Here is a 25432-nt window from a genome sequence, read left to right on the forward strand (position 1 = left end):
TCCCCTCAGTTCGCGCGGGCCTGGAACAGGGCGACGCCCCGCAGCAGGTCGAGCGCGCGCGCCAACTGATAGTCGAAGGGCGGCTGGTTGGCCGCGCCCTCGCCATTCTCCGCCGGCCCGTTGCCGTTCGCGGGCGCCGCACCGGGCGCTGCGCCAGGGACGGCCCCCGGAGTTGCCCCAGGCGCCGCCCCGGGAGCCGGAGTCCCGCTGGCGCCCGGACCCGGAGCCGGCTGGGTGGTGGCCGGACGGGGCGAATCCGGGTTGCGCAGCGCGCCGCGCAGGTCGCTCTCGCGGCGGCGGATCAGACCCTGGTCGGTCTCCTCCACGCGGGCCGGATGCACCTCGATGTCCGGGGCGATGCCGAGCGCCTGGATCGACTTGCCCGACGGGGTGTAGTAGCGCGCCGTGGTCAGGCGCATGGCGCCGTGGCCGGGCAGCGGGATGATGGTCTGGACCGAGCCCTTGCCGAAGGACTGGGTGCCCAGCACCAGCGCGCGCTTGTGGTCCTGAAGGGCGCCCGCGACGATTTCCGACGCCGAGGCCGAACCGCCGTTGACCAGCACCACGATCGGCAGGCCCTTGGCGAGGTCGCCGGGCTTGGCGTTGTAGCGCGTGCCTTCCTCCGCCTTGCGGCCCCGGGTGGAGACGATCTCCCCCTTCTCCAGGAAGGTGTCGGACACCGACACCGCCTGATCGAGCAGGCCGCCGGGGTTGTTGCGCAGGTCGAGGACATAGCCCTTCAGCTTGTCGCCCAACTGCTGCTGGATGGAGGCGATGGCCTTCTCCAGACCCTGCTGCGTCTGCTCGTTGAAGCTGGTGATGCGGACGTAGCCGATGTCGCCCTCGGTGCGGTAACGGACCGACTGCACCTTGATGACGGCGCGGGTCAGGGTGACCTCGAACGGCTCGCCGGCCTCGCCGCGGCGCACGGTGACCTTGATGTCGCTTCCCACCGGGCCGCGCATCTTCTCCACGGCCTCGTTCAGCGACAGGCCCATCACCGCCTCGCCGTTGAGTTGGATGATGAGGTCGCCCGGCTGCAGGCCGGCGCGGAAGGCCGGGGTGTCGTCGATGGGCGACACGACCTTGATCAGGCCGTTTTCCATCGTCACCTCGATGCCCAGCCCGCCGAACTCGCCGCGGGTCTGCACCTGCATGTCCTGGAAGCTTTTGCGGTTCAGGTAGCTGGAGTGCGGGTCGAGCGACGTCAGCATCCCGTTGATGGCGGATTCGATGAGCTGCTCGTCCGTCGTCGTTTCGACATACTCGGCGCGCACGCGCTCGAAGACGTCGCCGAACAGGTTGAGCTGGCGGTAGGTCTCGGAGCTGTTGTTGTTCACCTGCGCGGTGACGGTGGCGACGCCGGCACCCAGAAACACCAGGGCCGCGGCGGTGGCGGCACGCTTGACTATCCTCATCTACCCTTGTCCTTTCCCCTCCGGGGCGCCGAAACCGCGCTGTGGATTGATCGGCTGTCCGTGACGTCGTAGCTCGAAGTAAAGATCGGGTGAACCGTCGGCGGGCATCAGGCCAATGGGCTCCCCCGTGGCCACACGCCGTCCGACGGCCGTGTCGATGCGGCCAAATCCAGCGATGAGACTATGATATCCGTGGCTGTGTTCCACGATCAAGATTTGGCCATAGCCGCGGAACGGGCCGGCGAACACGATCGTTCCGGCCTGTGGGGACACCACGGTCGAACCGGCGCGGGCCTGGATGGTGACGCCGCGGCTGGTGGCGCCGTAGCGGTCGGCCTCGCCGTAGCGGACGGTCACGCGGCCCCCCACCGGCAGGCGCTCTCCGGCGGGGGCGGCGCGGGCGGCGTCCGCCTCGGCACGGGCCCGCTGCTCCGCCGCTCTTTGCTCCGCAAGCTTCTGTTCCGCAAGCTTCTGTTCCGCAAGCTTTTGTGCGGCCAGTTTCTGCTCGGCGAGCTTGCGCTCGGCCTCCTTGCGCTCCGCTTCCAGCCGTTCGGCCTCGCGCTTCGCAGCCGCGGCGGCGGCGGCCCGGCGTTCGGCCTCGATGCGGTCCATCAACTGGCGAAGGTCGGCGGCCTGACCGGTCAGCCGGGCGGTGCGCTGGGCGACCTGCTGCCGCTCCTCCTCGGTCTGGCGCGACAGCTCCTCGCGGCGGGCGACCAGCCGGGCGATGTCCTTCTGACGGTCGATCAGGTTCAGGCGGGCGGCGTAGGTGCGGCTGCGCTGAGCCTCCAGCGACTCGCGCGTCTCGGCGAGACGGGTCAGCGCCTGGGCCAGCGCGTCGGCGCGGGCGCGCAGAGCCGGCACCGTGTCGCGCAGCAGCAGGGCGGAACGCAGCGTGTCCACCGGCCCGTCCGGGCGGGCCAGCGCCGCTTCCGGTGGGATGCGGGCGACGCGCTGCAGGGCGGCCAGAAGCGCGGCGATCTGCTGCCGCTCGCCTTCCAGCCGTTCGGCCTGGCTGCGCTCCTGCGCCTCCAGAGCGGTCAGGCTTCCTTCGAGGTGGACGAGTTCGTCTTCCTGCGCGCGTTCCTGATCGGCCAGACCGACCAGCCGGTCGCGCAACTCGTCCAGCTCCTTTTGAAGCGTCTGGGACTGGCGTTCGAGCTGTCTCTGAAGGGCCTTGTCGGCCTGGATGTCCTGCTCCACCCGCTTCAGCGTCTGACCGGGGGACTCGGTCTGCGCGGCGACGGCGGCGGAAATGGCGAGGACGGTGGCGGCCACGACGATAGGCAGCCCGGCGGCGGGGAGCCAGGAAAACGCCCGTCTCCCCCCCGCGGACGGCGGAAAGGAGACGTGGAAGGGGAGCAGAGCAACACCCGCCGGATGATCGCGCCCTGCGCCCATGCCCGGTTTTGCCTTATTCCGCGGCGGCCCGCGCGGAGGCGCGGTCGATCAGGCTCTTGCCGGTCATCTCCGCCGGCTGGGGCAGCTTCATCAGGTCCAGCAGGGTCGGGGCGATGTCGGCCAGCCGCCCGCTGCGGATCGCCTTGACCCCGGCGGGGCCGTTCACCAGCACCAGCGGCACCTTGTCCAGCGTGTGGGCGGTGTGCGGGCCGTTGGTTTCCGGGTCCTTCATCAGCTCGCAATTGCCGTGGTCGGCGGTGACCAGCATCACGCCGCCTTGGGCCCGCACGGCGGCCTCCAGCCGGCCCAGGCTGGCGTCCACGGCCTCCACCGCCTTGATGGCGGCGGACAGGATGCCGCTGTGCCCGACCATGTCGGGGTTGGCGTAGTTGATGACGATGAGATCGTACGTCCCGCTGTCCACCGCGGCCACGACCTTGTCGGTCATCTCGGCGGCGGACATCTCCGGCTGGAGATCGTAGGTGGCGACCTTCGGCGACGGCACCAGGATGCGGTCCTCACCCGGATACACGCGCTCCTCGCCACCGTTGAAGAAGAAGGTGACGTGCGGGTACTTTTCCGTCTCGGCGATGCGCAACTGGGTCAATCCGGCCTCGCTGACCACTTCGCCCAGCACCTTGGTCAAGGATTTCGGCGGAAAGATGGTCGTCATCAGCTTGGCGAGCGTGGACGAATATTCGACCATGCCGACGACGGCGGCCAGCTTCGGGACGGAGGCGCGCTCGAACCCGTCGAAGGCCGGATCGACGAAGGCGGCCAGGATCTCGCGGGCGCGGTCGGCGCGGAAATTCGCCATCAGGATGGCGTCGCCGTCCTTCATGCCGGTGTAGCCGTCGATGACGGTCGGCAGGATGAACTCGTCGTGGGTGCCGGCGGCGTAGCTCTGCTCGATGGCCTGGATCGGGTCGGCGGCCTTCTCGCCCTGGGCGCTCACCAGGGCGGCGTAGGCCTTGGCGACGCGGTCCCAGCGCTTGTCGCGGTCCATGGCGTAGTAGCGCCCGCTGACCGTGGCGACGGTGACGCCGGGCAGGGCGTGCACGTCGGCCATGAATTCGGCCATCTGGTCCTTGGCGCTCTGCGGCGGCACGTCGCGCCCGTCGGTGAAGGCGTGGATCTCGACCGGAACGCCTTCATGGGCCAGAACGCCGGCCAGCGCCGCGATGTGGTCCTGGTGCGAATGCACGCCGCCCGGAGACAGCAGGCCCAGGATGTGGCAGCGCCCGCCGGACGCCCGCAGCGCCTTGGCGAGGTCGTTCAGGGCGGCGTTGCGCTCCAGTTCGCCCTCGACGATGGCGTGGTCGATCATCACCAGATCCTGGCGGACGACGCGCCCCGCGCCCAGATTCATGTGACCGACCTCGGAGTTGCCCATCTGGCCCTTGGGCAGGCCGACCTCCTCCTCGCTCGCCTCCAGGAAGGCGCGCGGCTCCGACGACCACAGCCGGTCCCAGTTGGGCGTGTCGCCCTGCGCGATGGCGTTGTCCTCCCGCTCCTCGCGGTAGCCCCAGCCATCCAGGATGCACAGCACTACGGGTCGGGGACGATTGGTCTCGGTCATCACGCTCCTCATACGCCTGTCACGGTCGGGTTGCGGGTCTCGGTCGATGTTCTTGGCGCTGCCGCTTTTTACGCGCAGATCGCTTTGGGCCGGATCAGAAAATGGCACGCCCTCGCTTCCGCACAATGGGAGTCATGCACGGTGATAGGGATGTCCGGCCAGAATTTGCTGGGCACGGTAGATTTGCTCCGCCAGCATGCCTCGCACCAGCATATGCGGCCATGTCATGGCGCCCAAGGCCAAAAGAAAGTCGGCGCGCGCGCGTACGGCGTCGCCGTGGCCGTCCGCCCCGCCGATCAGAAAGGCGATGTCGCCCGCCCCCTGGTCCCGCCAGCCGCCGATCTTGGCGGCGAAGGCTTCGCTGGTGATGGTCTTGCCGCGCTCATCCAGCGCCACGACGATGGCCCCGGCGGGGATGGCGGCCAAAAGCAACTCCGCCTCCTGCCGCTTCAGCTCGTCGGAGGCGAGGCGCTTCTTCACCTCGACCTCGCGCAGAGTCAGCGGCCAGGACAGGCGGCCCGCATACTCGTCATACAGATCGCGCGCCGGACCGGTCCGTGACCGCCCAACCGCGGCAAGCCACAGACGCATCGGCCCGACTCCCGTTCGTCACCCGTCCTTAAGGCTTGTCCGTCAGGCGCTCATGCGCTCGGCGGAGGGCCGCGGCGTCTCCAGACCCCACATCTTCTCGATGTTGTAGAAGGTCCGGACTTCCGGGCGGAACAGGTGGATGATGACGTCCCCGGCATCGACCAGAACCCAGTCGCACTGGGACAGGCCTTCGACCTCGACGCCGCGCAGACCAGCCTGCTTCATCCGGTCGGCCAGCTTCATGGCCATGGCGGCGATGTGCCGGGTGTTGCGGCCCGACGCCACGATCATGTAGTCGGCGATGCTGGTCTTGCCGGCAAGGTCGATGACGACGACGTCTTCGGCCTGATCGTCGTCCAGGGACTTTTCGACGAGCGCCTTCAGTTCGTCCGGCTGGGGAACGGGAACGGGCGCGGGCCGCACAACGGGCGCGGCCGGTTCGATGAACGTGTTGATGGTACCCACCTCGCGATACAGGGTCACGACCCGCTGGCGCGTGCCCGGCGGATCGCCGTCGCCGAAGCCGGATGCAGCGGGTTGCGGAGGAAAATCCAGGCCGGTGTTTCGGAACCGGCCAACCCCTTGGCCTTGTGCATGCTGACCCGGCGACGGGCATAGCGCTGAGCGGCTATGCCACCAAGCGCTCCTATAGAATAAGTTGGACGGGCGAGAACTGCAACCGGCACCAGCCGGAAGATTCGCGTCCAATGCCGCCAGCGGGGGATTTGCCGAAGATTGTCCGCCCCCATCAGCCAGACGAAGCGCGTTTTCGGAAAGCGGCGCTTCAGCGCGGCCAGCGTGTCGGCGGTGTAGCGGGTGCCAAGCTCCCGCTCGATGGCGGTGATCCGGATGGCGGGATGGCGGGCGGCGCGCCGGGCCTCCTCCAGCCGTTCGGCGAGCGGCGCCATGCCCCGCTCGGGCTTCAGCGGGTTCTGCGGGCTGACCAGCCACCACACCTGATCGAGGCCCAGCGTCTTCAGAGCGTACAGGCTGATGTGCCGGTGCCCCGCATGCGCCGGGTTGAAGGACCCGCCGAGCAGCCCGACGCGCAGGCCGGCGTGGAGCAGGCCGGAGTAGCGGTGGAGGGGTGTCGCCATGATCGCCCCCTCCCTAACCCTCCCCCGCTTCGCAGGGGAGGGGATCAATCCCCCTCCCTCGCCAAAGGCGGGGGAGGGTCGGGGAGGGGGCAGATGTAAGCTCCAGGGCCGTGAACCTCACGGCCGCGTCTGGCCATCGCCGCGCACGACATACTTGTAGCTGGTGAGCTGCTCCGCCCCGACCGGGCCGCGGGCGTGGAACTTGTCGGTGGAGATGCCGATTTCGGCACCCATGCCGAACTCGCCGCCGTCGGCGAACTGGGTGCTGGCGTTCCACAGCACGATGCCGCTGTCGATGCGCTGGAGAAAGCGCTCCGCCGCCGCCGGGTCCTCGGTCACGATGGCGTCGGTGTGGTGGGAGCCGTGGCGGTTGATGTGGTCGATCGCCCCGTCCACCCCGTCCACGATGCCGCAGGCGATGATGGCGTCGAGATACTCGGTGTCCCAGTCCTCCGGAGCCACCGCCGTCACGCGCGGATCGGCGGCCCGGGCGGCCTCGTCGCCGCGGACGGCGCAGCCGGCGTCCAACAGGTCCTTCACCAGAACCGGCAGGAGGACGTCGGCGATCCGGCGGTCCACCAGAAGCGTTTCGGCGGCGCCGCAGATGGAGGTGCGGCGCATCTTGGCGTTCATCACCACCTTGCGCGCCTTCTCCGGATCGGCGCCGGCATCGACATAGACGGTGTTGTTGCCGTCCAGATGCTTGATGACCGGGATGCGGCTCTCCTCGGCGATGCGCTGGATCAGCGACTTGCCGCCGCGCGGGACGATCACGTCGATGAAGTCGCGCATGGTCAGCATGTGCCCGACCGCCGCCCGGTCCGTGGTGGGGACGAGCTGGATCGCCGCCTCCGGCAGGCCGGCGGCGCGCAGGCCGTCCGCCAGACAGGCGGCGATGGCGCTGGACGAGCGGATGCTCTCCGACCCACCGCGCAGGATCGCCGCGTTGCCGGACTTCAGGCAGAGGCCCCCGGCGTCGGCGGTGACGTTGGGACGGCTCTCGTAGATGATGCCGATCACCCCCAGCGGCACGCGCACGCGCTGGATGAGCAGCCCGTTGGGGCGGGTCCATTCGGCGATGACGCCGCCGATGGGATCGGGGAAGTCGGCGATGTCCTCCAGCCCCTTCGCCATGGCCTCGATGCGGGCGTCGTTCAGGGCCAGACGCTCGATCATGGGACCGGTGAGGCCGCGTTCCCTCGCGGCGGCGACGTCCGCGTCGTTGGCCGCCTGAATCTCCGCCTTGCGGGCGCGGATCGCGGCGGCGGCGGCCCTCAATGCCTGATCCTTCGACGGGCTTGGCACGGTCGCCAGCTCCGCCGCGGCGGCGCGTGCGGCGCGGCCGAGGGCGAGCATCTGATCGTGCAAGGCGTCGGTGGTCTCAAGCAGGGCGGACATCGGTCTCACTCCAAAGGCTGTGGCCCAGTGGCGTTCGCCAGTTGAAAGGGGGGCGAACCATAGCCGATCCCGCGTTTCCGCGAAAGCCATGCCGGTTAAGCCGAATTGCGGATTGGCATACTCAACAATCCGTCTGGGCCGCAACCGATTGCGGGAGTAGCGTTGCCTCCTGCACCATCGGCGAGGGAGAACCCCATGGTCCGGCTTGTCCGCCGCGGCAGCGCCGCCGCGTGCCTGCTGCTGTCCGGTGTCGTCGCAACCGCCTGGGCCGAAACGCCGCTGGAGCGGGGGCGCGCGCTGGTCAACGGGATCGTCGCCTGCGGCAACTGCCACACCCCCCAGGGGCCGGACGGCCCGGTGGCGGGGATGGAGATGGCCGGCGGGACGCCCTTCGTCGAGGAACCGTTTACCGCCTATGCCTCCAACATCACGCCGGACCCCGAGACGGGGATCGGGCGCTGGACCGACGAGCAGGTGATCGCCGCCATCCGCGAGGGCCGGCGTCCGGACGGCAGCCTGGTCGGTCCGCCGATGCCGATCGGCTTCTACCGCGGCCTGTCGGACGGCGATCTGCGGGCCATCGTCGCCTATCTGCGCAGCGTTCCGCCGGTGCGGCATTCTGTCCCGAAATCCGAATACCGCATGGCGCTTCCCGCCGCCTACGGCCCGCCGGTCGGCGCCGTGGCGGAGGTGCCGCGTACGGACCCGGTGACGTACGGCGCGTACATGGCCGGGCCGCTCGGCCATTGCATGGAATGCCACACGCCGATGCTGCCGGACGGGCGGTTGGACATGAGCCGCGCGGGTGCCGGAGGGCGCAGCTTCGCCGGTCCCTGGGGTGTCAGCCTGTCCCGAAACATCACGCAGGACAAGGAGTTCGGGCTGGGCGCCTGGAGCGACGCGGACATCCGCAAGGCGATCACCGAAGGTGTACGTCCCGACGCCACCCGGCTGAACCCGCCCATGGGGTATCATTATTACAGGACCATGAGCGACGGCGAACTGGGCGCCCTGGTCGCCTATCTCCGTACGCTTCCCCCGAACCGGTGAACCCCCACAGCCGGTCGTGAATTACCGCACCGCCGAAAACGCAGTACCGTAAGCGTCGCCGAAAGGGCATAGTCCGCGGGCTTTTTCCCACCCGCCGGACCGTGCCTCCCCATGCTGACCTTGCTGCTGATCGTCTCCGCCTTCTTCGCGGGCGTGCTCAACGCCGTGGCCGGTGGCGGCAGCTTCCTGACCTTCCCCGCGCTCATCATGGCGGGGGTGCCGCCGCTGAACGCCAACGCGACCAGCACGGTGGCGGTGTCGCCGGGTGCCCTGGCCAGCGCCTACGGCTACCGGCGGGAGCTGGGGCGGATCAAGGAGGTCAATCTGCCGGCCTTCCTGGGCGTCAGCCTGATCGGCGGGCTGCTGGGCGCGCTGCTGCTGCTGTGGACGCCCCAGCGCGTGTTCGAAGAGATCATTCCCTGGTTGCTGCTGTTCGCGACGGTGCTGTTCGCCTTCGGCCCGAAGGTGTCGGCCTACATCCGGCGCAACTTCAAGGTCGGGCACAGCGCGGTGCTGTTCGTGCAATTCTTCATCGCCATCTACGGCGGCTATTTCGGCGGGGGGATCGGCATCCTGATCCTGGCGACGCTGGGCGTCTTCGGCCTGACCGACCTGCACGCGATGAACGGGCTGAAGGCGCTGGTGTCCGGCTGCCTGAACGCGGTGGCGGTGGTGGCCTTCGTCTTCGGCGGCGCCGTCTATTGGAACGAGGCGCTGATCATGCTGGTCGCCGCCATGGCCGGCGGCTACGCCGGGGCCGCCGTCGCCCGCCACATCCCGCCGCCGGTCCTGCGCAAGTTCGTGATCGTCGTCGGCGTGGCGATGACGGTCTATTTCTTCTTCACCAAGGGGTGACGGGGAGGAGGTAACGGGAAGGGCGGCGGATCAATCCGCCGCCATGCGCTCGGCCAGATCGCAGAGCGCGTCCCAATCCAGCGCCGCCGGGTCCTCGACCACATGGTCGGCGGCGTCGAACAGCAGGTCGGCGTGCTGGGGCCAGGCGATGGTCAGCATGCCGGCGGCCTTGGCGGCACGGGCGCCGGTCGGGCTGTCCTCGATCACCGCGCAGGCGGCGGGCGCCACCCCCAGCCGGGAGGCGGCGGCCAGATAGGGCTCCGGGTCCGGCTTGCCCCGGCTCACGTCGTCGCGGCTGAGGCCGAAGAGGAAATGCGGACTGGCGATATGGCGCAGGTTGGCCTCCACCACCCGGCGCCCGCTGTTCGACACGCAGGCCTGCAACAGCCCGCGCGCGGCGAAGGCGTCCACCAGCGCCAAGGCCCCGGCCCGCGCCTCGACCTCCGCGATTCGCTCCAGATAGAGGTCGGTGATGGTGTCCGCCCATTCCCGGAAGGTCAGCGCCATGGGCCGGGCGGCGTGCAGTTGCGCGTAGAGATCCGGAAAGGCGATGCCCAGTGTGGCGGCGTAGTCCTGATCGGACATCTCATGGCCGTGCAGGCGGCAGACCGCGATGGTGGCGCGCTGGTGCCAGGGCTCGCTGTCCAGCAGCGTGCCGTCGATGTCCCACAGGATGGCCTGAAGGGGCGGGCGGGCCAGGGTCGAACCGCTCACCGCACCACCAGATCGTCGCGGTGGATCATCTCGTCGCGGCCCCGGTAGCCGAGGATTTCCTCGATCTCGTGGCTCTTGCGGCCGGCGATGCGGCGGGCGTCCTCGGCGGCGTAGGCGGTCAGGCCGCGCGCCACCTCGCGCCCGTCCGGCGCCTTCACCACCACCACGTCGCCGCGCTCGAAGTCGCCCTCGACGCCGCGCACCCCGGCGGGCAGCAGGCTGGCCCCCTTGGCGAGCGCGCTCAGCGCGCCCGCGTCCACGGTCAGCGCGCCGTGGGCGTTCAGGTTGCCGCCGATCCACGCCTTGCGGGCGGAGGAGGGGGAGGCCGCGGGCAGGAACCAGGTGCACAGCGCGCCGCCCTGCTCGGGCCGCTGTTCCAGCGCGGCCAGCGGGTTCATGCGCTTGCCCTTGGCGATGACCATGCGGCAGCCGGCGGCGAGCGCCACGCGCGCCGCGACGATCTTGGTCACCATGCCGCCGGAGCTGTAGCCGGGCGGCGGCTCCCCCGCCATGTTCTCGATGTCGGAGGTCAGTTCCTGGACGACCGGGATGTGCTGCGCCGCCGGGTCCTTGCGCGGGTCGGCGGTGTAGAGGCCGTCGATGTCCGACAGCAGCACCAGCGTGTCGGCGCTGATCATCTGGGCGACGCGGGCGGCGAGACGGTCGTTGTCGCCGAAGCGGATTTCCGCCGTGGCGACCGTGTCGTTCTCGTTGATGACGGGGACGGCGCCCAGCTTCAGCAGCGTGTCGATGGTGGCGCGCCCGTTCAGGTGGCGGCGGCGCTCCTCCGTGTCCTCCAGCGTCACCAGCACCTGGGCGACGGTCAGGCCGTGGCGGGCCAGCGTCTCCTGATAGGCGGCGGCCAGCCGGATCTGGCCGGTGGCGGCGGCGGCCTGCTTCTCCTCCAGCCGCAGGGCGCGCCCGACGAGGCCGAGATGCTCCCGCCCGCAGGCGACGGCGCCGGAGGTGACGATCACCACCTCCTGACCGCGCTTGCGGCAGGCGGCCACGTCGTCGGCCAGCGCGTCCAGCCACTCGCGGCGCATCTTGCCGGTCGCGCTGTCCACCAGCAGGGCGGAGCCGATCTTGACGACCAGCCGCCGCGCATCGAGCAAGGTGGGGAGCAGGGAGGTATCAGCCCTTGGCGTTTCCGCCGCGGTCGTCGCTGTCGTCACCGTCATCGTCGCCTTCATCGTCCCAGTCATCCCCGGCCCCGCCCTCATCCGAGTCGTCTTCGGGGAGATCGTCGTACTCGCCCGTCTCCTCGTTCCAGCCGGCATACTCGTCGTCCATCTTCTGGCCGACCGGGGGCCGGGGGATGGAGCGGGTGACGGGGGCGTGGATGACGTCGGGTTCCTCTTCCTTGGACTGTTTGATGAGCGTGAGCAAGCGGTAAAGCACGGCCTGGACGCCCTGGCCGGTGGCGCCGGACAGAACCATCACCTCCGCGCCCGACGCTTCCTCCAGAGCGGCCTTCTTCTCCGCGACCTCTTCGTCCAGCAGGGCGTCGGCCTTGTTCAGACCGATGATCTCCAACTTGTCGGCAAGGTTGCCGCCATAGGCGATCAGCTCGTTGCGGATGGTGGTGTAGGACTGCACCACATCCTCCGCCGTGCCGTCGATCAGGTGCAGCAGCACGCGGGTGCGCTCCACATGGCCGAGGAAGCGGTCGCCCAGCCCGTGCCCCTCGTGCGCGCCCTCGATCAGGCCGGGGATGTCGGCGATCACGAACTCCTCGTCACCCGCGCGGACGACGCCCAGGTTGGGGGCCAGCGTGGTGAAGGGGTAGTCGGCGATCTTCGGCTTCGCCGCCGTGGTCGCGGCCAGGAAGGTGGACTTGCCGGCGTTCGGCAGGCCCAGCAGGCCCGTGTCGGCGATCAGCTTCAGCCGCAGCCAGACCCAGCGCTCGTCGCCCGGCCAGCCGGGGTGGGACTTGCGCGGGGCGCGGTTGGTCGGAGTCTTGAAGTGGGCGTTGCCGAATCCGCCGTCGCCGCCCTTCAGGAAGACGACGCGCTGGCCGGGTTCCGTCAGGTCGAGCAGCACGGTTTCCTGATCCTCGTCCAGGATTTGGGTGCCGACCGGCACGCGCAGGACCACGTCGGTGCCCTTGGCGCCGTTGCGGTTGGCGCCCATGCCGTGGTTGCCGCGCTGCGCCTTGAAATGCTGCTTGTAGCGGTAGTCGATCAGCGTGTTCAGGCCGTCCACGACCTCGATCACGACGTCGCCGCCGCGGCCGCCGTTGCCGCCGTCCGGTCCGCCATACTCGATGAACTTCTCGCGGCGGAAGGCCACGGCGCCGGGGCCGCCGTCGCCGCTTTTCAGATACACCTTGGCTTGATCGAGGAACTTCATCGGGGACCGTGCCGGCCAATCTTACCGTTTGCGCACCGTCCTCCAACCGGGGGAAGGGGGCGGTGACCACCTGAACAACAAAAGAAAATCGGGGGCCGGTTGCCCGAACCCCCGATTTATCCCATCACACCGTACGGGCCGGACGAGATTACTCGGCCGCGACCGCCGGGACCTGCGCCACTTCGATGGCGACGTAGGTGCGCCCCTGGGCGCTGTGCTTGAAGGCCACGGTGCCGTCCGCCTTGGCGAACAGGGTGTGGTCCTTGCCGATGCCGACGTTCTCACCGGGGTGGAACTTCGTGCCGCGCTGGCGGACGATGATGTTGCCGGCGACGACGTTCTCGCCACCGAAACGCTTCACGCCGAGACGGCGGCCAGCGGAATCGCGACCGTTGCGCGAGGAGCCGCCTGCTTTTTTATGGGCCATGGGGAGTTACTCCTGTGACTGGTCGGCGGCCGTTCAGGCGGCGCCGTTGATCCCGGTGATGCGCAGGACGGTCAGGTCCTGGCGGTGGCCGTTCTTGCGGCGGTAGTTCTGGCGGCGCTTCTTCTTGAAGACGATGATCTTCGGACCGCGATCCTGGGCGACGACCTCGGCCGTCACGGCAGCGCCAGCCACCGTCGGGGTGCCCACGGTGGCGCTGCCGCCGTCGCTCACCATCAGCACGTCATTGAGCGTGATGGAAGCGCCGGCCTCGGCCTCGAGCTTCTCAACGCGGATCACGTCGCCATTGGCGACCTTGTACTGCTTGCCGCCGGTGCGGATCACTGCAAACATCGTCGTCACTGCCTATCTCAAAACAAACGGAAGGGCCGCTCGCCCACCGTTTGAGGTGCAAGCCCGTTCGTGAGAGCGGGGATTTAACTGATGGGCCACCGGGAGTCAACAGGCATGGTGGTATTTTCGCGTTCATTTTCCTGCAAACAAGGGCTTGCATCCCCAAAAGCTTTTGGGTAGGTTCCGCGCCACCCCGGAAACGGGGCAGCGGATGGGTGGCAGAGCGGTTGAATGCACCGCACTCGAAATGCGGCATACCCGCAAGGGTATCGGGAGTTCGAATCTCCCCCCATCCGCCACTCTCATTCGAGCGAACGCTCAGAAAAAGGCCTTCCCCACCGGGAAGGCCTTTTCGTTTCCGCCTCAAGTATCCTTGATCATCGCCAGCGCGGCCTCGAACAGGGCGCTGCCCGGTTCGGCGAAGCGGTCCACCACGCTGAAATGGTCGGCGCCCGGTTCCACGATCTCCCGCACCGCGTTGCCCTGCGCGGCCCAGGCCAGGGCGTAGTCGGCCTGCTGGCGGTGCATCGCGTCGGTCTCAAGGCCGCCCAGTGCCGGCAGCAGCAGCGGGGCCGGGGCGGGAACGGCGTGGATCGGGCTGAGCCGCCGTGCCGAGTCGGCATCGAGCCGCAACTGCTCGTTCACCTCGAAGCCCAGAAGCGGTTCCAGGTCGTAGATGCCGCTGATCGGAATGCCGCCGGCCACGCGGTCGCGGTTCTCCGACACCAGCTTCGCCGTCAGATGGCCTCCCGCCGAATGGCCGGACACCACCACCCGCCGCGAATCGGCGCCGAAGCCGTCCGCGTTGGCGAACACCCAGTCCAGACCGGCCTGGGCGTGGCCGCACAGCTCGTCCATCGTCACGTCCGGGCACAGCCCGTAGCCGAGCAGGACCACCGCCACCCCGCGCTCCACATAGGGTGCTGCGATGAAGGAATGCAGGTCCTTCGACAGGGCGCGCCAATAGCCGCCATGGATGAAGACCAGCACCGGCGCGCCCTCCCCGGCGGGGAAGACGTCCGCGCGCTGGCGCGGGTGCGGGCCGGTGGGGATGTCGTACCGTCCGCCGAGCCGGGCGCGCACCGCCTCGCTCTCCGCCTGCCAGCGGGCGAAATAGGCGGGGTGCTCCGGCACCAGCTTGCGGAAATTGTACTGGCGGTCGATCTCGGCGGCGGTCATGCCGGAATGGAGAGGGTCAGACGCCAAGATAACGCTCCTTCAGGGTGGGGTCGGCCAGCAGGGCGGCGGAACTGCCGGACCACACCAGCCGTCCTTTCTCGATGACGTGGTGGCGGTCGGCGAATCGGGCCAGGGCGGACACGTTCTTGTCCACCACCAGGATCGCCTGCCCCTCGCCCTTCAGGCGGGCAAGGCAGTCCCAGATCTCCTGACGGACCAGCGGGGCCAGCCCCTCGGTCGCCTCGTCGAGGATCAGGAGCTTCGGATTGGTCATCAGGGCGCGCCCGACGGCGAGCATCTGCTGCTCCCCGCCCGACAGGTTGCGGGCGAGGTTGCCGGCGCGCTCGGCCAGCCGGGGGAACAGGGCGTGGACCCGCTCCACCGTCCAGGGATCGCGCCGCGCGAAGCGGTTGGCGGCGGTGGCGATCAGGTTCTCGCGCACGGTCAGGGTGGGGAAGACCTGCCGCCCCTCCGGCACCAGGGCGATGCCGGCCCGCGCGATGCGGTGCGGCGGGCGGCCCGCGATCTCCGCGCCCTCGAAGGTGATGGACCCGCCGGTCGGCGCCACGAGGCCCATGATGGCCTTGATGGTCGTGGTCTTGCCCATGCCGTTGCGGCCCATCAGCGTCACCGCCTCGCCCGCATCGATGGACAGCTCCATACCGAACAGCGCCTGGCTGGAGCCATAGGCGGCGGTCAGGTTGGCGACGCGCAGCATCAGGCGACCTCCAGCTCGTCACCCAGATAGGCTTCGCGCACCGCCGGGTCGTTTCGGATCTGCTCCGGGGTGCCGCTGGCGAGGTCCTTGCCGCGCACCAGCACGGTGATGCGATCGGCCAGGGCGAAGACGGCGTCCATGTCGTGCTCCACCAGCAGGATCGTCACGCCGCCCTTCAACTCCTGGAGAAGCTCCACCATGCGGGCGGAGTCCTCCGGCCCCATGCCGGCCATCGGCTCGTCCAGCAGAAGCAGCCGCGGCCCGGTCGCCAGGGCCATCGCCAGTTCAAGCTGCCGCTTCTCGCCGTGGGCCAGCGCGTCGGCGCGGGTGTCGGCGCGCGCGCCCAAGCCCACCCGCTCCAGCACCGCGCGGGCGGGGTCCGCCAGCCGCCGGTCGCGCCCGGCGTCGCGCCAGAAGCGGAAGCTGTGCCCGGCATGCGCCTGCACCGCCAACGCCACATTGTCCAGCGCGGTGAAGCTGGGGAAGATCGAGGTGATCTGGAAGCTGCGCGCCAGCCCGCGTTGCGCACGCTTGTGGACAGGCAGGCGGGTCACGTCGCGCCCGTCGAACAGGATCGTTCCGGAATCGGGGGGCAACTCACCGGAGAGCTGGCCGATCAGGGTGGTCTTGCCGGCCCCGTTCGGGCCGATCAGGGCGTGCAGCTCTCCCTCCGCGACGGAGAGCGAGAGACCATCGGTCGCGGCCAGGCCGCCGAAGCGCTTGACGAGCGAGTCGGTGCTGAGCAGGACGCGGCTCACGGACGCCTCCCGGCGACGACGCCCCACAGGCCCTTGCGGGCGTACAGCACCAGGAGGATCAGCACCGGACCCAGCACGATCTTCCAATGCTCGCCCAGCCCGGCGTGGGCGAGGTCCATCAGCTCCGGCACGAACTCCTCCAGCAGCAGGAGCGCGGCGGCGCCCAGGACGGGACCGATCAGCGTGCCGATGCCGCCCAGGACGACCATCACGATCAGGTCGCCCGACCGGCTCCAATGCAGATATTGCGGCCCGACGAACATCGTCGCGTTGGCGAGCAGAGCCCCGGCCAGCCCGGCCAGCACCCCGGCGATGACGAAGGCGGCGAGCTTGTAGCGGGTGACCGGGTAGCCGAGCGCCGCCATGCGCCGCTCGTTGTCCTTGGCGCCGCGGATCACCCGCCCGAAGCGGGAATTGACCAGCCGCCAGCCGATAACCAGCGCGGCCACCAGGAGCCCCAGAACCACGTAATAGAAGGTCGTGTGGTCGGCGATGTTCAGAGGGGCGGGCAGGGTGGAGCGGCTCCACAGCGCGATGCCGTCGTCGCCGCCGTAAGCCTTCAGCCCGGTCATCAGGTAGAACAGCATCTGGGCGAAGGCCAGCGTGATCATGATGAAGGGCACGCCGGTGGTGCGCAGCGAGATCGCCCCGACGGGCAAGGCCGCGAGCGCCCCCGCCAGCATGGCCAGCGGCCAGACGATCAGCCCGTTCACCGTGCCGGGAAGGCCGAACAGCGTCGATCCGTCCGACTGGTGGGCGAACAGGATGCCGACGACATAGCCGCCGATGCCGACGAAGGCCGCGTGCCCGAAGCTGACCATCCCGCCGAAGCCAAGGATCAGGTCCAAACTGACCGCCGCCAGCGCAAAGACCAGGATGCGCGTCGCCAGCCGCACGTAGAAGGGCTCCCCCATCCAGTCGGCGACGGTGGGAAGCGCCAGCGCCACGGCCAGCAGGATCAGCAGGGCAATGCGGGGGCGGGTGAACAGGGCTGTTCGGGTCGCGGTCGGGAGCATGGAGGGCCGGAAAGGGGGGCGTTCAACCAATGGGTAAGCCCGTCTTTTCGCACAAATGAACGGGCTTGAACACAGAAGGTCGGGGATTCCGGGTGGACGACAGGGTCTTCACGGGTTGCACGGATTTGAACACGGATGACACGGATTTCTTTTTGAGCGTGCTCAGCGCGCGCTGACCCACAAGGCACGCGCCGGGCACGCTCAAGAGATTCCGTAAAATCCGTGCAATCCGTGTGAATTCCGTTGTCCGCCCGGAATCCCGCCCCTCAATGCGCCGGGAACAGCCCCTTGGGCTTGATCGCCAGGACCACCGCCATCAGCACGTAGATCGCCATGGAGGCAAGCGCGGCCCCGGCGGCGCTGGCGTTGGCCGCGTCCATCACCAGACGGAAGGCGGTGGGCAGAAGGGCACGTCCCAGTGTGTCCACCATGCCGACCAGCAGGGCGCCGGCCAGCGCCCCGCGGATCGACCCGATGCCGCCGATCACGATGACCACGAAGGTCAGGATCAGGATCTGCTCTCCCATGCCGACCTGCACGGCCAGCACCGGCCCGGCCATGGCGCCGGCCAGCCCGGCCAGCCCGCAGCCCAGCGCGAAGACCAGCCCGAACAGCAGCCGGACGTCCACCCCCAGCGCCATCACCATCTCGCGGTTGGTGGCTCCGGCGCGGATCAGCATGCCGACCCGCGTGCGGGCGATCAGCAGCCACAGGAACACCGCCACCGCGATGCCCACGGCCAGGATCGCCAGCCGGAAGGCCGGGTATTTCAGCCCGAACAGGTCCACCGTCCCGGCCAGCGCCGCGGGCGGGTTCAGGAAGATGGGGACCGGGCCGAAGATGATCTTCACCAGCTCGTTGAAGAACAGGATCAGCCCGAAGGTCGCCAGCACCTGATCGAGATGGTCGCGGCGGTAGAGCGTGCGCAGCGCCACCGCCTCCACCGCCAGCCCCAGCAGCGCCGTCAGCAGCACCGCCGCCGCCAGCGCCAGCGGGAAGCTGCCCAGCACCGGCACCAGCGCCGCCGTCAGGTAGGCGCCGACCATGTAGAAGGTGCCGTGGGCGAGGTTGATGAGGTCCATGATGCCGAAGACGAGCGTCAGCCCGGCGGCCATCAGGAACAGCATCACGCCGAGCTGAAGCCCGTTCAGCCCCTGTTCGGCGAGAAGGAGCGCGTCCATGCCCAGATCCCCGGTGTCGGGCTTACTTCATCGGGCAGTCTTTGACGTAGGCGTCGGCGTGGTTGGTGAAGACCGTGGCGACGGTCTTGTTGGTCACGGCCCCGTCCGCACCCTTCACCACCTCGCGCAGGTAGATGTTGTGGATCGGGTAATGGTTGGTGTTGAAGGCCACCTCGCCGCGCAGGCTCTGCATCTTGGCGGTGCGCAGCGCCGCCCGCAGCTTGTCCTTGTCCTTGAGGTCGCCGCCGACCGCCGTCACCGCCGCGTCGATCAGCAGCGCCGTGTCGTAACCCTGGGCGGCGTACATGGACGGGATGCGCCCGAACTTGGCCTTGAAATCGGCGACGAACTTCCGGTTGGCGGCGTTGTCGAGGTCGGGGCTCCACTGGGCGGAGTTCTTGACGCCGAGAGCGGACTCGCCGACCGCCGCCAGGATGTCCTGGTCGAAGGAGAAGCCGGGGCCGAACAGCGGCACCGCGCCCTTCAGCCCGGCCTGCTCGAACTGCTTGATGAAGTTGATGCCCATGCCGCCGGGGTAGAAGACGTAGACGGCGTCCGGCGCCGCGGCCTTGAGCTGCGCCAGTTCCGCCGCGTAGTCGAGCTGCCCGACCTGGGTGTAGACCTCGCCCGCGACCTCGCCCTTGTAGTAGCGCTTGAAGCCGGCCAGACCGTCCTTGCCCGCCGGGTAGTTGGGGGCCATCAGATAGACCTTCTTGAACCCCTCGTCCTGGACATGCTTGCCCACGGCCTCGTGGATCTGGTCGTTCTGGTAGGCGGCGTTGAAGAAGTACGGGTTGCACTGCGCGCCCGCCAACTGCGACGGGCCGGCGTTCGGGCTGATGAAGAAGGTCTGCCCGCCGGCCAGGGTCGGCAGCATCGCCAGCGCGAGGTTCGACCAGACCACGCCGGTCACGATCGGCACGCGGTCGCGCTCCACCATGCGGTTGGCGAGGCCGACGGCGACGTCCGGCTTCTGCTGGTCGTCCGCCTCGATGATCTGGGTGTCCTGCCCGCCCAGCTTGCCGCCCGCATGCTCCACCGCCAGCGCGAAGCCGTCGCGGATGTCGATGCCCAGACCGGCGCCGGGGCCGGACAGGGTGGTGATCATGCCGATCTTCAGCGTGTCCGCCGCCGCCGGGGTGGCGAGCAGGGCCAGCGCGGAGGCCAGCGTAAGCAGGTTGCGGGTCATGACGGTCCAGCCTCCAGAGGTATTATGATTGATTTATGGGCAGCGCGAATTTCAGGCGGCCTGTTTGCGTCCGTCCGCCCAATCACGCGCCGTGGACGGGCGGCCCTCGGCGTCGATCAGGCCACGGGCGAAGAGTTCCTCGACATGGCGGATGAAGAAGGCGGCGGTGCTTTCCCGCTCCCAGTGTTCCATCCAGTTCTGTTCCAGGAAGGCGAGGATCGCCGGCTGCCCCAGCTCCGCCTCCCACAGCACGCCCAGCAGGGAGGTCTGCTGCTCCTCGTGCATGCAGTCCTCGAAGGTCAGCTTCTGCTGGCTGCGCGCTTCCTTGCGCAGCGTCGTCTCCGGCCCCGGCCCCAGGCCGAAGTCGTAGAGCGCGCGGCGCTCGGGCGCGGCGACCAGCCAGTGGGCGACCTCATGCACGATGACCGTGGACTCGACGTCGGTGCGGATGACTTCCCCGTCCCACATGAAGGAGGCGTTCGGCGGCTCGTCCAGCGTGCCGATGCCGTGGGCGTGAGCCAGACGCACCGCTTCGGCGCGCTGCTCCGGCGTGTCGACGCCGCCGGGCACCGGCCATGTCGCGGCGATGCGCCGGAAGGCGGCGAGGGGCAGGGGCTTGCCGGCCAGCAGGCGCTCGAAGGTCGCCAGGGCCTCCGGCATCGTCTCGGCCGGGATCGGAGTCAGGATCATGATGGGAAAGGCGGTCCGGGGTGCGCAATGGCCCCTATTTGCCCAATGGAACGGGCGCGGCGCAAGAAAAACCCCTCTTCCATCAGATCGCGATGGAAGAGGGGTGAAGAAGAAGCCCGTCAGGCGGCCCGCATGTCGGTCAGGAAGCGCGAGACGAAGCCGCGCAGATCCTCCGCCTCTCCGGTCAGCCCGTCGGCGGCGTCCAGCACCTGACGGGAGGCGTCGCCGGTGGCTTCCGCCGCCTGGGTCACCCCGGCGATGTTGCCGGACACCTCCTGCGTGCCGCGGGCGGCCTGCTGGACGTTGCGGCTGATCTCGCGGGTGGCCGCACCCTGCTCCTCCACCGCGGCGGCGATGGTGGTGGAGATGTGGCTGATCTCGCCGATCACCCGGCCGATCTCGGCGATGGCGGCGGCGGCCTCGCGGCTGACCTGCTGGATGCCGGCGATCTGCCCGGAGATATCCTCCGTCGCCTTGGCGGTCTGGTTGGCGAGGCTCTTGACCTCCGACGCGACGACGGCGAAGCCCTTGCCGGCCTCACCCGCGCGGGCGGCCTCGATGGTGGCGTTCAGCGCCAGCAGGTTGGTCTGGCTGGCGATGTCGTTGATGAGCTGCACCACCTCGCCGATGCGCTGGGCGGCATCGACCAGACCGCGCACGGTGGCGTCGGTCCGCTCGGCGGTGCTGACCGCCTGCCCGGCGATGCCGTTGCTCTGGGCGACCTGCCGGCTGATCTCCTGGATGGAGCTGGACAGCTCCTCCGCGGCGGCGGCGACGGTCTCCACATTGGCGGTGGCCTGGGTGGAGGCGGTGGCGACGGCGCTGGCCTGCCGGGTGGTCTGCTCCGCCGTGGCCGACATGCCCTGGGCCGTGCTGTTGAGCTGGGTGGCGGCGGCGGAGACCCGGGACAGCACCTCCATCACCATACGGTCGAAGTCACGGGTCAGGGAGTCGATCCGCTCCGACCGCTCGCGGCGGGCCTCATGCTCGGACGCCTGCTCGGCGGCCAGACGGTCGGCCTCGATCAGGCTGTGCTTGAAGACCTCCACGGCCTTGGCCATGCCGCCGATCTCGTCGCCGCGGTCCAGGCCGGGCACATCCACCCGGCGGTCGCCGCCGGCCAGACGGGTCATCGTGCTGGTCATCGACACGATGGGCCGCGACAGGCCGCGCCCGATCAGCAGCGCGGAGATCAGCCCCAGCAGGACGGCGGCCGCGGCGGCGGCGGTGGTCATCGTCCGGGCGTCGTCGATGTTCGCCGTGGCGGTCGTGCCGAGCGCCGCCTGCTGGCGGACGCTGGCGTCGCGGAGCTGCTCCACCCGCGCGTTGACGGTCGGGCCGAGCGTTTCCAGCACCTGCGAGACCAGCTCGTCCCGCTGGGTGGTGGCGACGACCACCTTCTCGAACTGGGTGGCGAAGACGCGCTGATAGGCCAGGAAGGACGAGGCGCCCCGGCGCCGCTCCAGCTCGGTCAGCTTGGCCAGCATCGCGTTGCCGCGTTCGCGCGCGCTCTGAAGCTCCTTGCGGAAGGCGTCGGCGGTCTCCGCCGAGCCGGCGGTCAGGAAGCGGTTGGCGTGGTTGCGGGCGGCCAGGAAATGGCGGGCCGCCATGCCCGCCTGATAGGCGGCTTCGGTGTCGCCGTCCCCATAGGCGCTGTCCATCACGGCGATCAGCGCCTTCTCCATCTTGGCCCCGAGGTCCAGAAGCTCCGCCGACGCCTCGTTGCGGGTGGCCTGGAACTCCATGATGCGGGTGAAGGCGTCGCGGTACCGGGTCAGCTCCTCGTCCATCTGAGTCACCGTGCGGTTCAGCGCCGGCTCGGTGAACAGGGCCTTCGCCCCGTCGATCCGCTGGTCGAGGTCGGTCGCCAGCGTGCCCACCGTATGGGCGGCCTCCTCGCTGCCGGTGAGCAGGAAGGTCTTGGCCTGAAGCTGGACCTCCAGCATCGTCGCCTGGATGCGCCCGACCTCCGCGGTCTGGCGGGCCAGGGTCTGATAGGTCGCGAAGCCGTCCCTGGCGTCCGTCAGGGCATGGACGCCGACGCCGCCGATGGCGATCAGGAAGAGGAGAACCCCGGCGTTCGCGGCCGTGATCTTGGTTCCGACCCGCAGATGGTTGAGCAGGCTCATGATCGGGAAAACTCCGGATGAGGCTGATGGTTTAGACATCAAACATGGCAGCGTCGGATTACTAATTCATTAAGTGTGCCAACCGGCCGGCAAGGGGCGGGGAAGACTCCGGGCAGGGCCGTCCGGAGTCTTCGTGTACCGTTGGGAAGGCTTCTATCCTTCCGGGTTCTGGCGGATGGATGGAGGCTTGGAATATTTGTCCTGCCCGCGGCGTTAGCTCATGGCGACGGGCCGTTCCGGCGCCGGTTCCAGCGGCATGCTGGTCACGGCTTAGGCCGTGGTTGGTCACAATAGAGGCGTTTTGCTCATCCCCATGTATCGTGCTATATGCCAAAGGGCTAAGCGCCCCGCCGGGGACGCCTGCCCGGACCCCATCCTCCCGGCTCGTGATGATCTGACCCAACGGCCGGCCATGTCCCTGACCGACGCGCCCACCCTGGTGGCACCCGCCCATGCCGGCGATGCCCCGTCCGCCCCGAAGCCCTCGCGCTCCGCCCGCATGAAGCGGGGGCGCCTGTCGGTGGTGATCCCCTTCTACAACGAAGGCCCCAACATCGCGGCGCTGTTCGACCGGCTGGTGCCGGTGCTCGACCGGCTGGACGCGGAATGGGAGGTCGTCTGCGTGAACGACGGCAGTCGCGACGACACGCTGGACCGCCTGCTGGACGTGCACGACGCCGATCCGCGGGTGAAGGTGGTCGATCTGTCGCGCAACTTCGGCAAGGAGCTGGCCCTGTCCGCGGGGTTGCGCCACACCACCGGCGACGCCGTGGTGCCGATGGACGCCGATCTCCAGCACCCGCCGGAGCTGCTACCCCAGTTCCTCGCCAAATGGCGGGAGGGTTACGACGTGATCGTCGCCGTGCGCAACGCGCGGGTGGGGCAGAGCCTGAAGCACCGGATGTTCGCGCGCGCCTTCTACTGGATCTTCGACAACCTGTCGGAAATCCGGCTGCCGCGCGAAGTCGGCGATTTCCGGCTGATGGACCGGCGGGTGGTGGACGTCATCAACCGGATGCCGGAGCGCACGCGCTTCATGAAGGGCATCTTCGCCTGGGTCGGCTTCCGGCAGGCCAGCATCCCCTATGAGCAGGGGGAGCGCGCGGGCGGCGAGACCAAATGGGGGTTCACGAAGCTGCTGAGCCTGTCCTTCGACGGGCTGACCGCCTTCTCCACCTTTCCGCTTCGGGTGTGGAGCCTGGTGGGCATGGCGATTTCCGGCTTCGCCTTCGTCTACATCCTGCTGCGCCTTCTGCGCACCCTGTTCTACGGCATCGACGTGCCCGGCTACGAATCGCTGCTGGCTGCGGTGCTGTTCATGGGCGGCATCCAGCTCCTCACGCTGGGCATCATCGGCGACTACATCGGGCGCGTGTTCAACGAGGTGAAGGGGCGCCCCCTCTACATCGTCCGCTCCGCGCACGGGTTCGAGGACGAGACCGCCGCGCCGGTGACCAATCCGGGCGCCCACCGCCGGCCCGGGATCGAGGACCGCCCTGCATGAGCCTGATGCCGCCGATCGGCCTGAATCCCCTGGGTGCCGCCCCCCCGGCGGGCCTGCTGTCCCAGCGCCGGGCCGGCGCCCTGTGGGACGACATGGCGCGCGCGCTTCTGCTGTGCCTGATCATCCTCGCCGCGCTGACCTTCCGCAATTACGGAATCAGCACGGACGAGGAGGTGCAGCACATCTACGGCAAGAAGCTTCTGTCCTTCTACCTGTCCGGCTTCACCGACCGGTCCGCCTTCCATTTCAAGGATCTGTACCTGTATGGCGGGCTGTTCGATCTGGTCACCGCGCTGCTGGTCCCGTTCTCCCCCTTCGAGGAGTACGAGACGCGCCACCTGCTCTGCGCCCTGGTCGGCGTGCTGGGCATCGCCGGCTGCTGGCGCTACGCGCGGCTTCTGGCCGGTCCGCGGGCAGGGTTCCTGGCGGCGGCGCTGCTGGCGCTGTCGGGCGTCTATTACGGCGCGATGTTCAACAACACCAAGGACGTGCCCTTCGCCGCGGGCATGGTGTGGACGCTCTATTTCGCGACCCGGATCATCGGCCAGATGCCGGCCCCGCGCCGCAGCGCGGTTCTGAAGTTCGGCCTGATGCTGGGCCTGACCCTGGCGATCCGGGTGGGCGCGGTGCTGGCCGGCTTCTACCTCGCGGTCGCTCTGGCGCTCTATGTGGTCCTGGTGGCGTGGCGCGGCGGGCTGGGGGCGGCGCTGGGCGTCACCGGGCGGACCGTCCTGACCCTGCTGCCGGCCATTCCCCTGGCCCTTGGGGTGATGGCGCTGTTCTGGCCCTGGGCGGTGCAGAAGCCGCTGAACCTGCTGGTGGCGCTGCGCGTCGTCTCGCATTACCCGATCGACATCCAGACGCTGTTCATGGGGCAGATGGTCAGTTCCGCGGCCCCGCCCGCGCTCTACCTGCCGGTCTATCTGGGGGTGAAGCTGCCGGAGGTGCTGCTGCTGGGGGTCGTGGCCGCGGTGGTTCTGACGGTTGTCTGGGCGCTGCGCGGAGGCTGGCGGAATGTCGACGGCGCGTTCGGCGCGGTGCGCTGGGTGCCGTTGGCACTGGCCGCCTTCCTGCCGGTCCTGCTGTTCATGCTGATGCGCCCATCCGTCTACAACGGCATCCGCCATTTCCTCTTCGTGGTGCCGCCGATGGCGGTCATGGCCGGCATCGCCTTCGACCGTCTGTGGAGTCTGGCCGATGCGCGGGGCAGGCGTACGGGGCAGGCGTACGCCGCCGCGGCCATCGCGGCGGCCGTGCTGTACGCGTGGCAGCTCGGCAGCCTGCACCCGAACCAGTACGTCTACTACAACCAGTTCGCCGGCGGGCTGAAGGGCGCCGAGGGCCGGTTCGAGCTGGATTACTGGGGCAATTCCCAGCACGAGGCGCTGGCCGAGCTGATCGCGCTGGTGGAGCGCGAGAACGGTGGCCAGCCGCCGCCGCGCCAGTACACCCTGTCGGTCTGCGGCAACACGCTGGCCGTACGCTTCGAGCTTCCGCCCTGGCTGAAGCTGGTCAACGGCACCGGGCTGGATTGGCGCAAGGCCGACTTCTTCATGGCCTTCACCCAGGTGAAGCAGTGCCCCAGCCTGCTCGGCGGGCAGCCGATCATCGAGATCGCCGCCGACGACGTGCCACTGACCATCGTGAAGGACCGCCGCCCGCCGGAGGCGGAGATTCCAAGCGAGTGACCCGCCCGTCACCGGCCTAATCCGTCCGGCGCGGTCCGCTCCGTTGGCGTGATCGCCGTCCGCGGGCGTACCGGCGGGCGGTTCCCCTCCCCACTCTCTCACCCAGCGCGTCGGTGACGGAGGCTGGGGATGCGGGGGCCGGTGCTC

Annotated in this window: 23 protein-coding genes, 1 tRNA gene and 1 pseudogene; 5 read left to right on the forward strand and 20 right to left on the reverse strand. The window is 69.2% G+C overall.

Annotated features, from left to right (window positions below; all coding sequences use genetic code 11):
- Positions 1–5: 5 nt before the first annotated feature.
- The 7 genes from DS843_RS09305 to DS843_RS09335 form a co-directional block, all read right to left on the reverse strand.
- On the reverse strand, positions 6–1418 hold the full coding sequence (locus tag DS843_RS09305) for a S41 family peptidase (protein ID WP_149468598.1): 1413 nt from the start codon (positions 1416–1418) through the stop codon (positions 6–8).
- Positions 1419–2696 (reverse strand): murein hydrolase activator EnvC family protein, encoded by a 1278-nt coding sequence (locus DS843_RS09310; RefSeq protein WP_286192019.1) that lies wholly within the window; start codon positions 2694–2696, stop codon positions 1419–1421.
- A gap of 136 nt (positions 2697–2832) precedes the next feature.
- The gene (gene gpmI, locus DS843_RS09315) at positions 2833–4398 is read right to left on the reverse strand and encodes a 2,3-bisphosphoglycerate-independent phosphoglycerate mutase (RefSeq protein ID WP_149468600.1); all 1566 of its coding nucleotides are present in this window, start codon (positions 4396–4398) and stop codon (positions 2833–2835) included.
- Positions 4399–4530: 132 nt separating this feature from the next.
- Positions 4531–4989, reverse strand: coding sequence for a 23S rRNA (pseudouridine(1915)-N(3))-methyltransferase RlmH (gene rlmH / locus DS843_RS09320; RefSeq protein WP_014239449.1), 459 nt, complete (start codon positions 4987–4989; stop codon positions 4531–4533).
- A gap of 42 nt (positions 4990–5031) precedes the next feature.
- Positions 5032–5472, reverse strand: a complete 441-nt coding sequence (gene rsfS, locus DS843_RS09325) for a ribosome silencing factor (RefSeq protein WP_149468601.1) — start codon at positions 5470–5472, stop codon at positions 5032–5034.
- Positions 5469–6086 carry a nicotinate-nucleotide adenylyltransferase gene (locus DS843_RS09330; RefSeq protein ID WP_149468602.1) on the reverse strand — a complete coding sequence of 206 codons (618 nt, stop codon included), beginning with the start codon at positions 6084–6086 and terminating at the stop codon, positions 5469–5471. Before DS843_RS09330 ends, rsfS begins: the two co-directional genes overlap by 4 nt.
- A 117-nt stretch (positions 6087–6203) precedes the next feature.
- Positions 6204–7484 carry a glutamate-5-semialdehyde dehydrogenase gene (locus DS843_RS09335; RefSeq protein ID WP_149468603.1) on the reverse strand — a complete coding sequence of 427 codons (1281 nt, stop codon included), beginning with the start codon at positions 7482–7484 and terminating at the stop codon, positions 6204–6206.
- Positions 7485–7679: 195 nt separating this feature from the next.
- Here DS843_RS09335 and DS843_RS09340 point away from each other — a divergent pair, with 195 nt between their 5' ends.
- Positions 7680–8534: a c-type cytochrome gene (locus tag DS843_RS09340; protein WP_149468604.1), complete on the forward strand. Its 855-nt coding sequence runs from the start codon at positions 7680–7682 to the stop codon at positions 8532–8534.
- Positions 8535–8645: 111 nt separating this feature from the next.
- Positions 8646–9389: a sulfite exporter TauE/SafE family protein gene (locus tag DS843_RS09345; RefSeq protein ID WP_149468605.1), complete on the forward strand. Its 744-nt coding sequence runs from the start codon at positions 8646–8648 to the stop codon at positions 9387–9389.
- A gap of 30 nt (positions 9390–9419) precedes the next feature.
- On the opposite strand, the gene DS843_RS09350 is transcribed toward DS843_RS09345, so the two are convergent.
- The 5 genes and pseudogenes from DS843_RS09350 to rplU form a co-directional block, all read right to left on the reverse strand.
- Complete coding sequence (locus DS843_RS09350) at positions 9420–10103, reverse strand: HAD family hydrolase (protein WP_149468606.1); 684 nt, start codon at positions 10101–10103, stop codon at positions 9420–9422.
- Positions 10100–11284, reverse strand: a complete 1185-nt coding sequence (proB, locus tag DS843_RS09355) for a glutamate 5-kinase (protein WP_149468677.1) — start codon at positions 11282–11284, stop codon at positions 10100–10102. The genes DS843_RS09350 and proB overlap by 4 nt, the downstream gene beginning before the upstream one ends.
- A 178-nt stretch (positions 11285–11462) precedes the next feature.
- Positions 11463–12455 (reverse strand): annotated as a pseudogene (gene obgE / locus DS843_RS09360) (GTPase ObgE); the annotation flags it as partial.
- A 148-nt stretch (positions 12456–12603) separates the two neighbouring features.
- The gene (gene rpmA / locus DS843_RS09365; RefSeq protein ID WP_149468608.1) at positions 12604–12882 is read right to left on the reverse strand and encodes a 50S ribosomal protein L27; all 279 of its coding nucleotides are present in this window, start codon (positions 12880–12882) and stop codon (positions 12604–12606) included.
- A 33-nt stretch (positions 12883–12915) separates the two neighbouring features.
- Positions 12916–13233, reverse strand: coding sequence for a 50S ribosomal protein L21 (gene rplU / locus DS843_RS09370; RefSeq protein ID WP_149468678.1), 318 nt, complete (start codon positions 13231–13233; stop codon positions 12916–12918).
- A 209-nt stretch (positions 13234–13442) separates the two neighbouring features.
- Here rplU and DS843_RS09375 point away from each other — a divergent pair.
- Positions 13443–13532, forward strand: a tRNA-Ser gene (locus DS843_RS09375).
- A 64-nt stretch (positions 13533–13596) separates the two neighbouring features.
- Here DS843_RS09375 and DS843_RS09380 read toward each other — a convergent pair.
- The 8 genes from DS843_RS09380 to DS843_RS09415 all read right to left on the reverse strand — a co-directional run bounded on the left by DS843_RS09380 (position 13597) and on the right by DS843_RS09415 (position 22093).
- Entirely contained in the window at positions 13597–14439 is an 843-nt protein-coding gene (locus DS843_RS09380) for an alpha/beta hydrolase (protein WP_149468609.1), read from the reverse strand.
- A complete protein-coding gene (locus DS843_RS09385; RefSeq protein WP_149468610.1) occupies positions 14429–15130 on the reverse strand; it encodes an ABC transporter ATP-binding protein in 702 nt (233 codons plus the stop codon). Before DS843_RS09385 ends, DS843_RS09380 begins: the two co-directional genes overlap by 11 nt.
- Positions 15130–15888: an ABC transporter ATP-binding protein gene (locus DS843_RS09390; protein WP_286192020.1), complete on the reverse strand. Its 759-nt coding sequence runs from the start codon at positions 15886–15888 to the stop codon at positions 15130–15132. Before DS843_RS09390 ends, DS843_RS09385 begins: the two co-directional genes overlap by 1 nt.
- Positions 15885–16904 (reverse strand): branched-chain amino acid ABC transporter permease, encoded by a 1020-nt coding sequence (locus DS843_RS09395; protein WP_149468612.1) that lies wholly within the window; start codon positions 16902–16904, stop codon positions 15885–15887. The genes DS843_RS09390 and DS843_RS09395 overlap by 4 nt, the downstream gene beginning before the upstream one ends.
- Positions 16905–17170: 266 nt before the next feature.
- Positions 17171–18085: a branched-chain amino acid ABC transporter permease gene (locus tag DS843_RS09400; RefSeq protein WP_149468613.1), complete on the reverse strand. Its 915-nt coding sequence runs from the start codon at positions 18083–18085 to the stop codon at positions 17171–17173.
- A 22-nt stretch (positions 18086–18107) separates the two neighbouring features.
- Positions 18108–19274 carry an ABC transporter substrate-binding protein gene (locus DS843_RS09405; RefSeq protein ID WP_149468614.1) on the reverse strand — a complete coding sequence of 389 codons (1167 nt, stop codon included), beginning with the start codon at positions 19272–19274 and terminating at the stop codon, positions 18108–18110.
- A gap of 51 nt (positions 19275–19325) precedes the next feature.
- A complete protein-coding gene (locus DS843_RS09410) occupies positions 19326–19964 on the reverse strand; it encodes an elongation factor P hydroxylase (protein WP_149468615.1) in 639 nt (212 codons plus the stop codon).
- A gap of 119 nt (positions 19965–20083) precedes the next feature.
- Positions 20084–22093 carry a HAMP domain-containing methyl-accepting chemotaxis protein gene (locus tag DS843_RS09415; protein WP_149468616.1) on the reverse strand — a complete coding sequence of 670 codons (2010 nt, stop codon included), beginning with the start codon at positions 22091–22093 and terminating at the stop codon, positions 20084–20086.
- A 412-nt stretch (positions 22094–22505) separates the two neighbouring features.
- Between DS843_RS09415 and DS843_RS09420 the strand changes: the two genes are divergently transcribed.
- Both DS843_RS09420 and DS843_RS09425 read left to right on the forward strand, forming a co-directional pair.
- Positions 22506–23597, forward strand: coding sequence for a glycosyltransferase family 2 protein (locus tag DS843_RS09420; protein ID WP_149468617.1), 1092 nt, complete (start codon positions 22506–22508; stop codon positions 23595–23597).
- On the forward strand, positions 23594–25285 hold the full coding sequence (locus tag DS843_RS09425) for a glycosyltransferase family 39 protein (RefSeq protein ID WP_149468618.1): 1692 nt from the start codon (positions 23594–23596) through the stop codon (positions 25283–25285). Before DS843_RS09420 ends, DS843_RS09425 begins: the two co-directional genes overlap by 4 nt.
- The last annotated feature ends 147 nt before the right edge of the window (positions 25286–25432 follow it).

Source organism: Roseomonas genomospecies 6 (genome assembly GCF_008365375.1).
Classification (GTDB): Bacteria; Pseudomonadota; Alphaproteobacteria; order Azospirillales; family Azospirillaceae; genus Azospirillum.

What these genes read in the sequence shown, in the direction of transcription:
- DS843_RS09385 (WP_149468610.1), bottom strand. Translation starts at nt 15,130, where the DNA reads ATGCTGCGCGTCGCCAACCTGACCGCCGCCTATGGCTCCAGCCAGGCG.
- DS843_RS09405 (WP_149468614.1), bottom strand. Translation starts at nt 19,274, where the DNA reads ATGACCCGCAACCTGCTTACGCTGGCCTCCGCGCTGGCCCTGCTCGCC.
- DS843_RS09345 (WP_149468605.1), top strand. Translation starts at nt 8,646, where the DNA reads ATGCTGACCTTGCTGCTGATCGTCTCCGCCTTCTTCGCGGGCGTGCTC.
- DS843_RS09340 (WP_149468604.1), top strand. Translation starts at nt 7,680, where the DNA reads ATGGTCCGGCTTGTCCGCCGCGGCAGCGCCGCCGCGTGCCTGCTGCTG.
- DS843_RS09335 (WP_149468603.1), bottom strand. Translation starts at nt 7,484, where the DNA reads ATGTCCGCCCTGCTTGAGACCACCGACGCCTTGCACGATCAGATGCTC.
- DS843_RS09415 (WP_149468616.1), bottom strand. Translation starts at nt 22,093, where the DNA reads ATGAGCCTGCTCAACCATCTGCGGGTCGGAACCAAGATCACGGCCGCG.
- rlmH (WP_014239449.1), bottom strand. Translation starts at nt 4,989, where the DNA reads ATGCGTCTGTGGCTTGCCGCGGTTGGGCGGTCACGGACCGGTCCGGCG.
- DS843_RS09330 (WP_149468602.1), bottom strand. Translation starts at nt 6,086, where the DNA reads ATGGCGACACCCCTCCACCGCTACTCCGGCCTGCTCCACGCCGGCCTG.
- DS843_RS09305 (WP_149468598.1), bottom strand. Translation starts at nt 1,418, where the DNA reads ATGAGGATAGTCAAGCGTGCCGCCACCGCCGCGGCCCTGGTGTTTCTG.
- DS843_RS09425 (WP_149468618.1), top strand. Translation starts at nt 23,594, where the DNA reads ATGAGCCTGATGCCGCCGATCGGCCTGAATCCCCTGGGTGCCGCCCCC.
- rpmA (WP_149468608.1), bottom strand. Translation starts at nt 12,882, where the DNA reads ATGGCCCATAAAAAAGCAGGCGGCTCCTCGCGCAACGGTCGCGATTCC.
- DS843_RS09410 (WP_149468615.1), bottom strand. Translation starts at nt 19,964, where the DNA reads ATGATCCTGACTCCGATCCCGGCCGAGACGATGCCGGAGGCCCTGGCG.
- proB (WP_149468677.1), bottom strand. Translation starts at nt 11,284, where the DNA reads ATGACGGTGACGACAGCGACGACCGCGGCGGAAACGCCAAGGGCTGAT.
- DS843_RS09400 (WP_149468613.1), bottom strand. Translation starts at nt 18,085, where the DNA reads ATGGACGCGCTCCTTCTCGCCGAACAGGGGCTGAACGGGCTTCAGCTC.
- DS843_RS09420 (WP_149468617.1), top strand. Translation starts at nt 22,506, where the DNA reads ATGTCCCTGACCGACGCGCCCACCCTGGTGGCACCCGCCCATGCCGGC.
- rplU (WP_149468678.1), bottom strand. Translation starts at nt 13,233, where the DNA reads ATGTTTGCAGTGATCCGCACCGGCGGCAAGCAGTACAAGGTCGCCAAT.
- gpmI (WP_149468600.1), bottom strand. Translation starts at nt 4,398, where the DNA reads ATGACCGAGACCAATCGTCCCCGACCCGTAGTGCTGTGCATCCTGGAT.
- DS843_RS09395 (WP_149468612.1), bottom strand. Translation starts at nt 16,904, where the DNA reads ATGCTCCCGACCGCGACCCGAACAGCCCTGTTCACCCGCCCCCGCATT.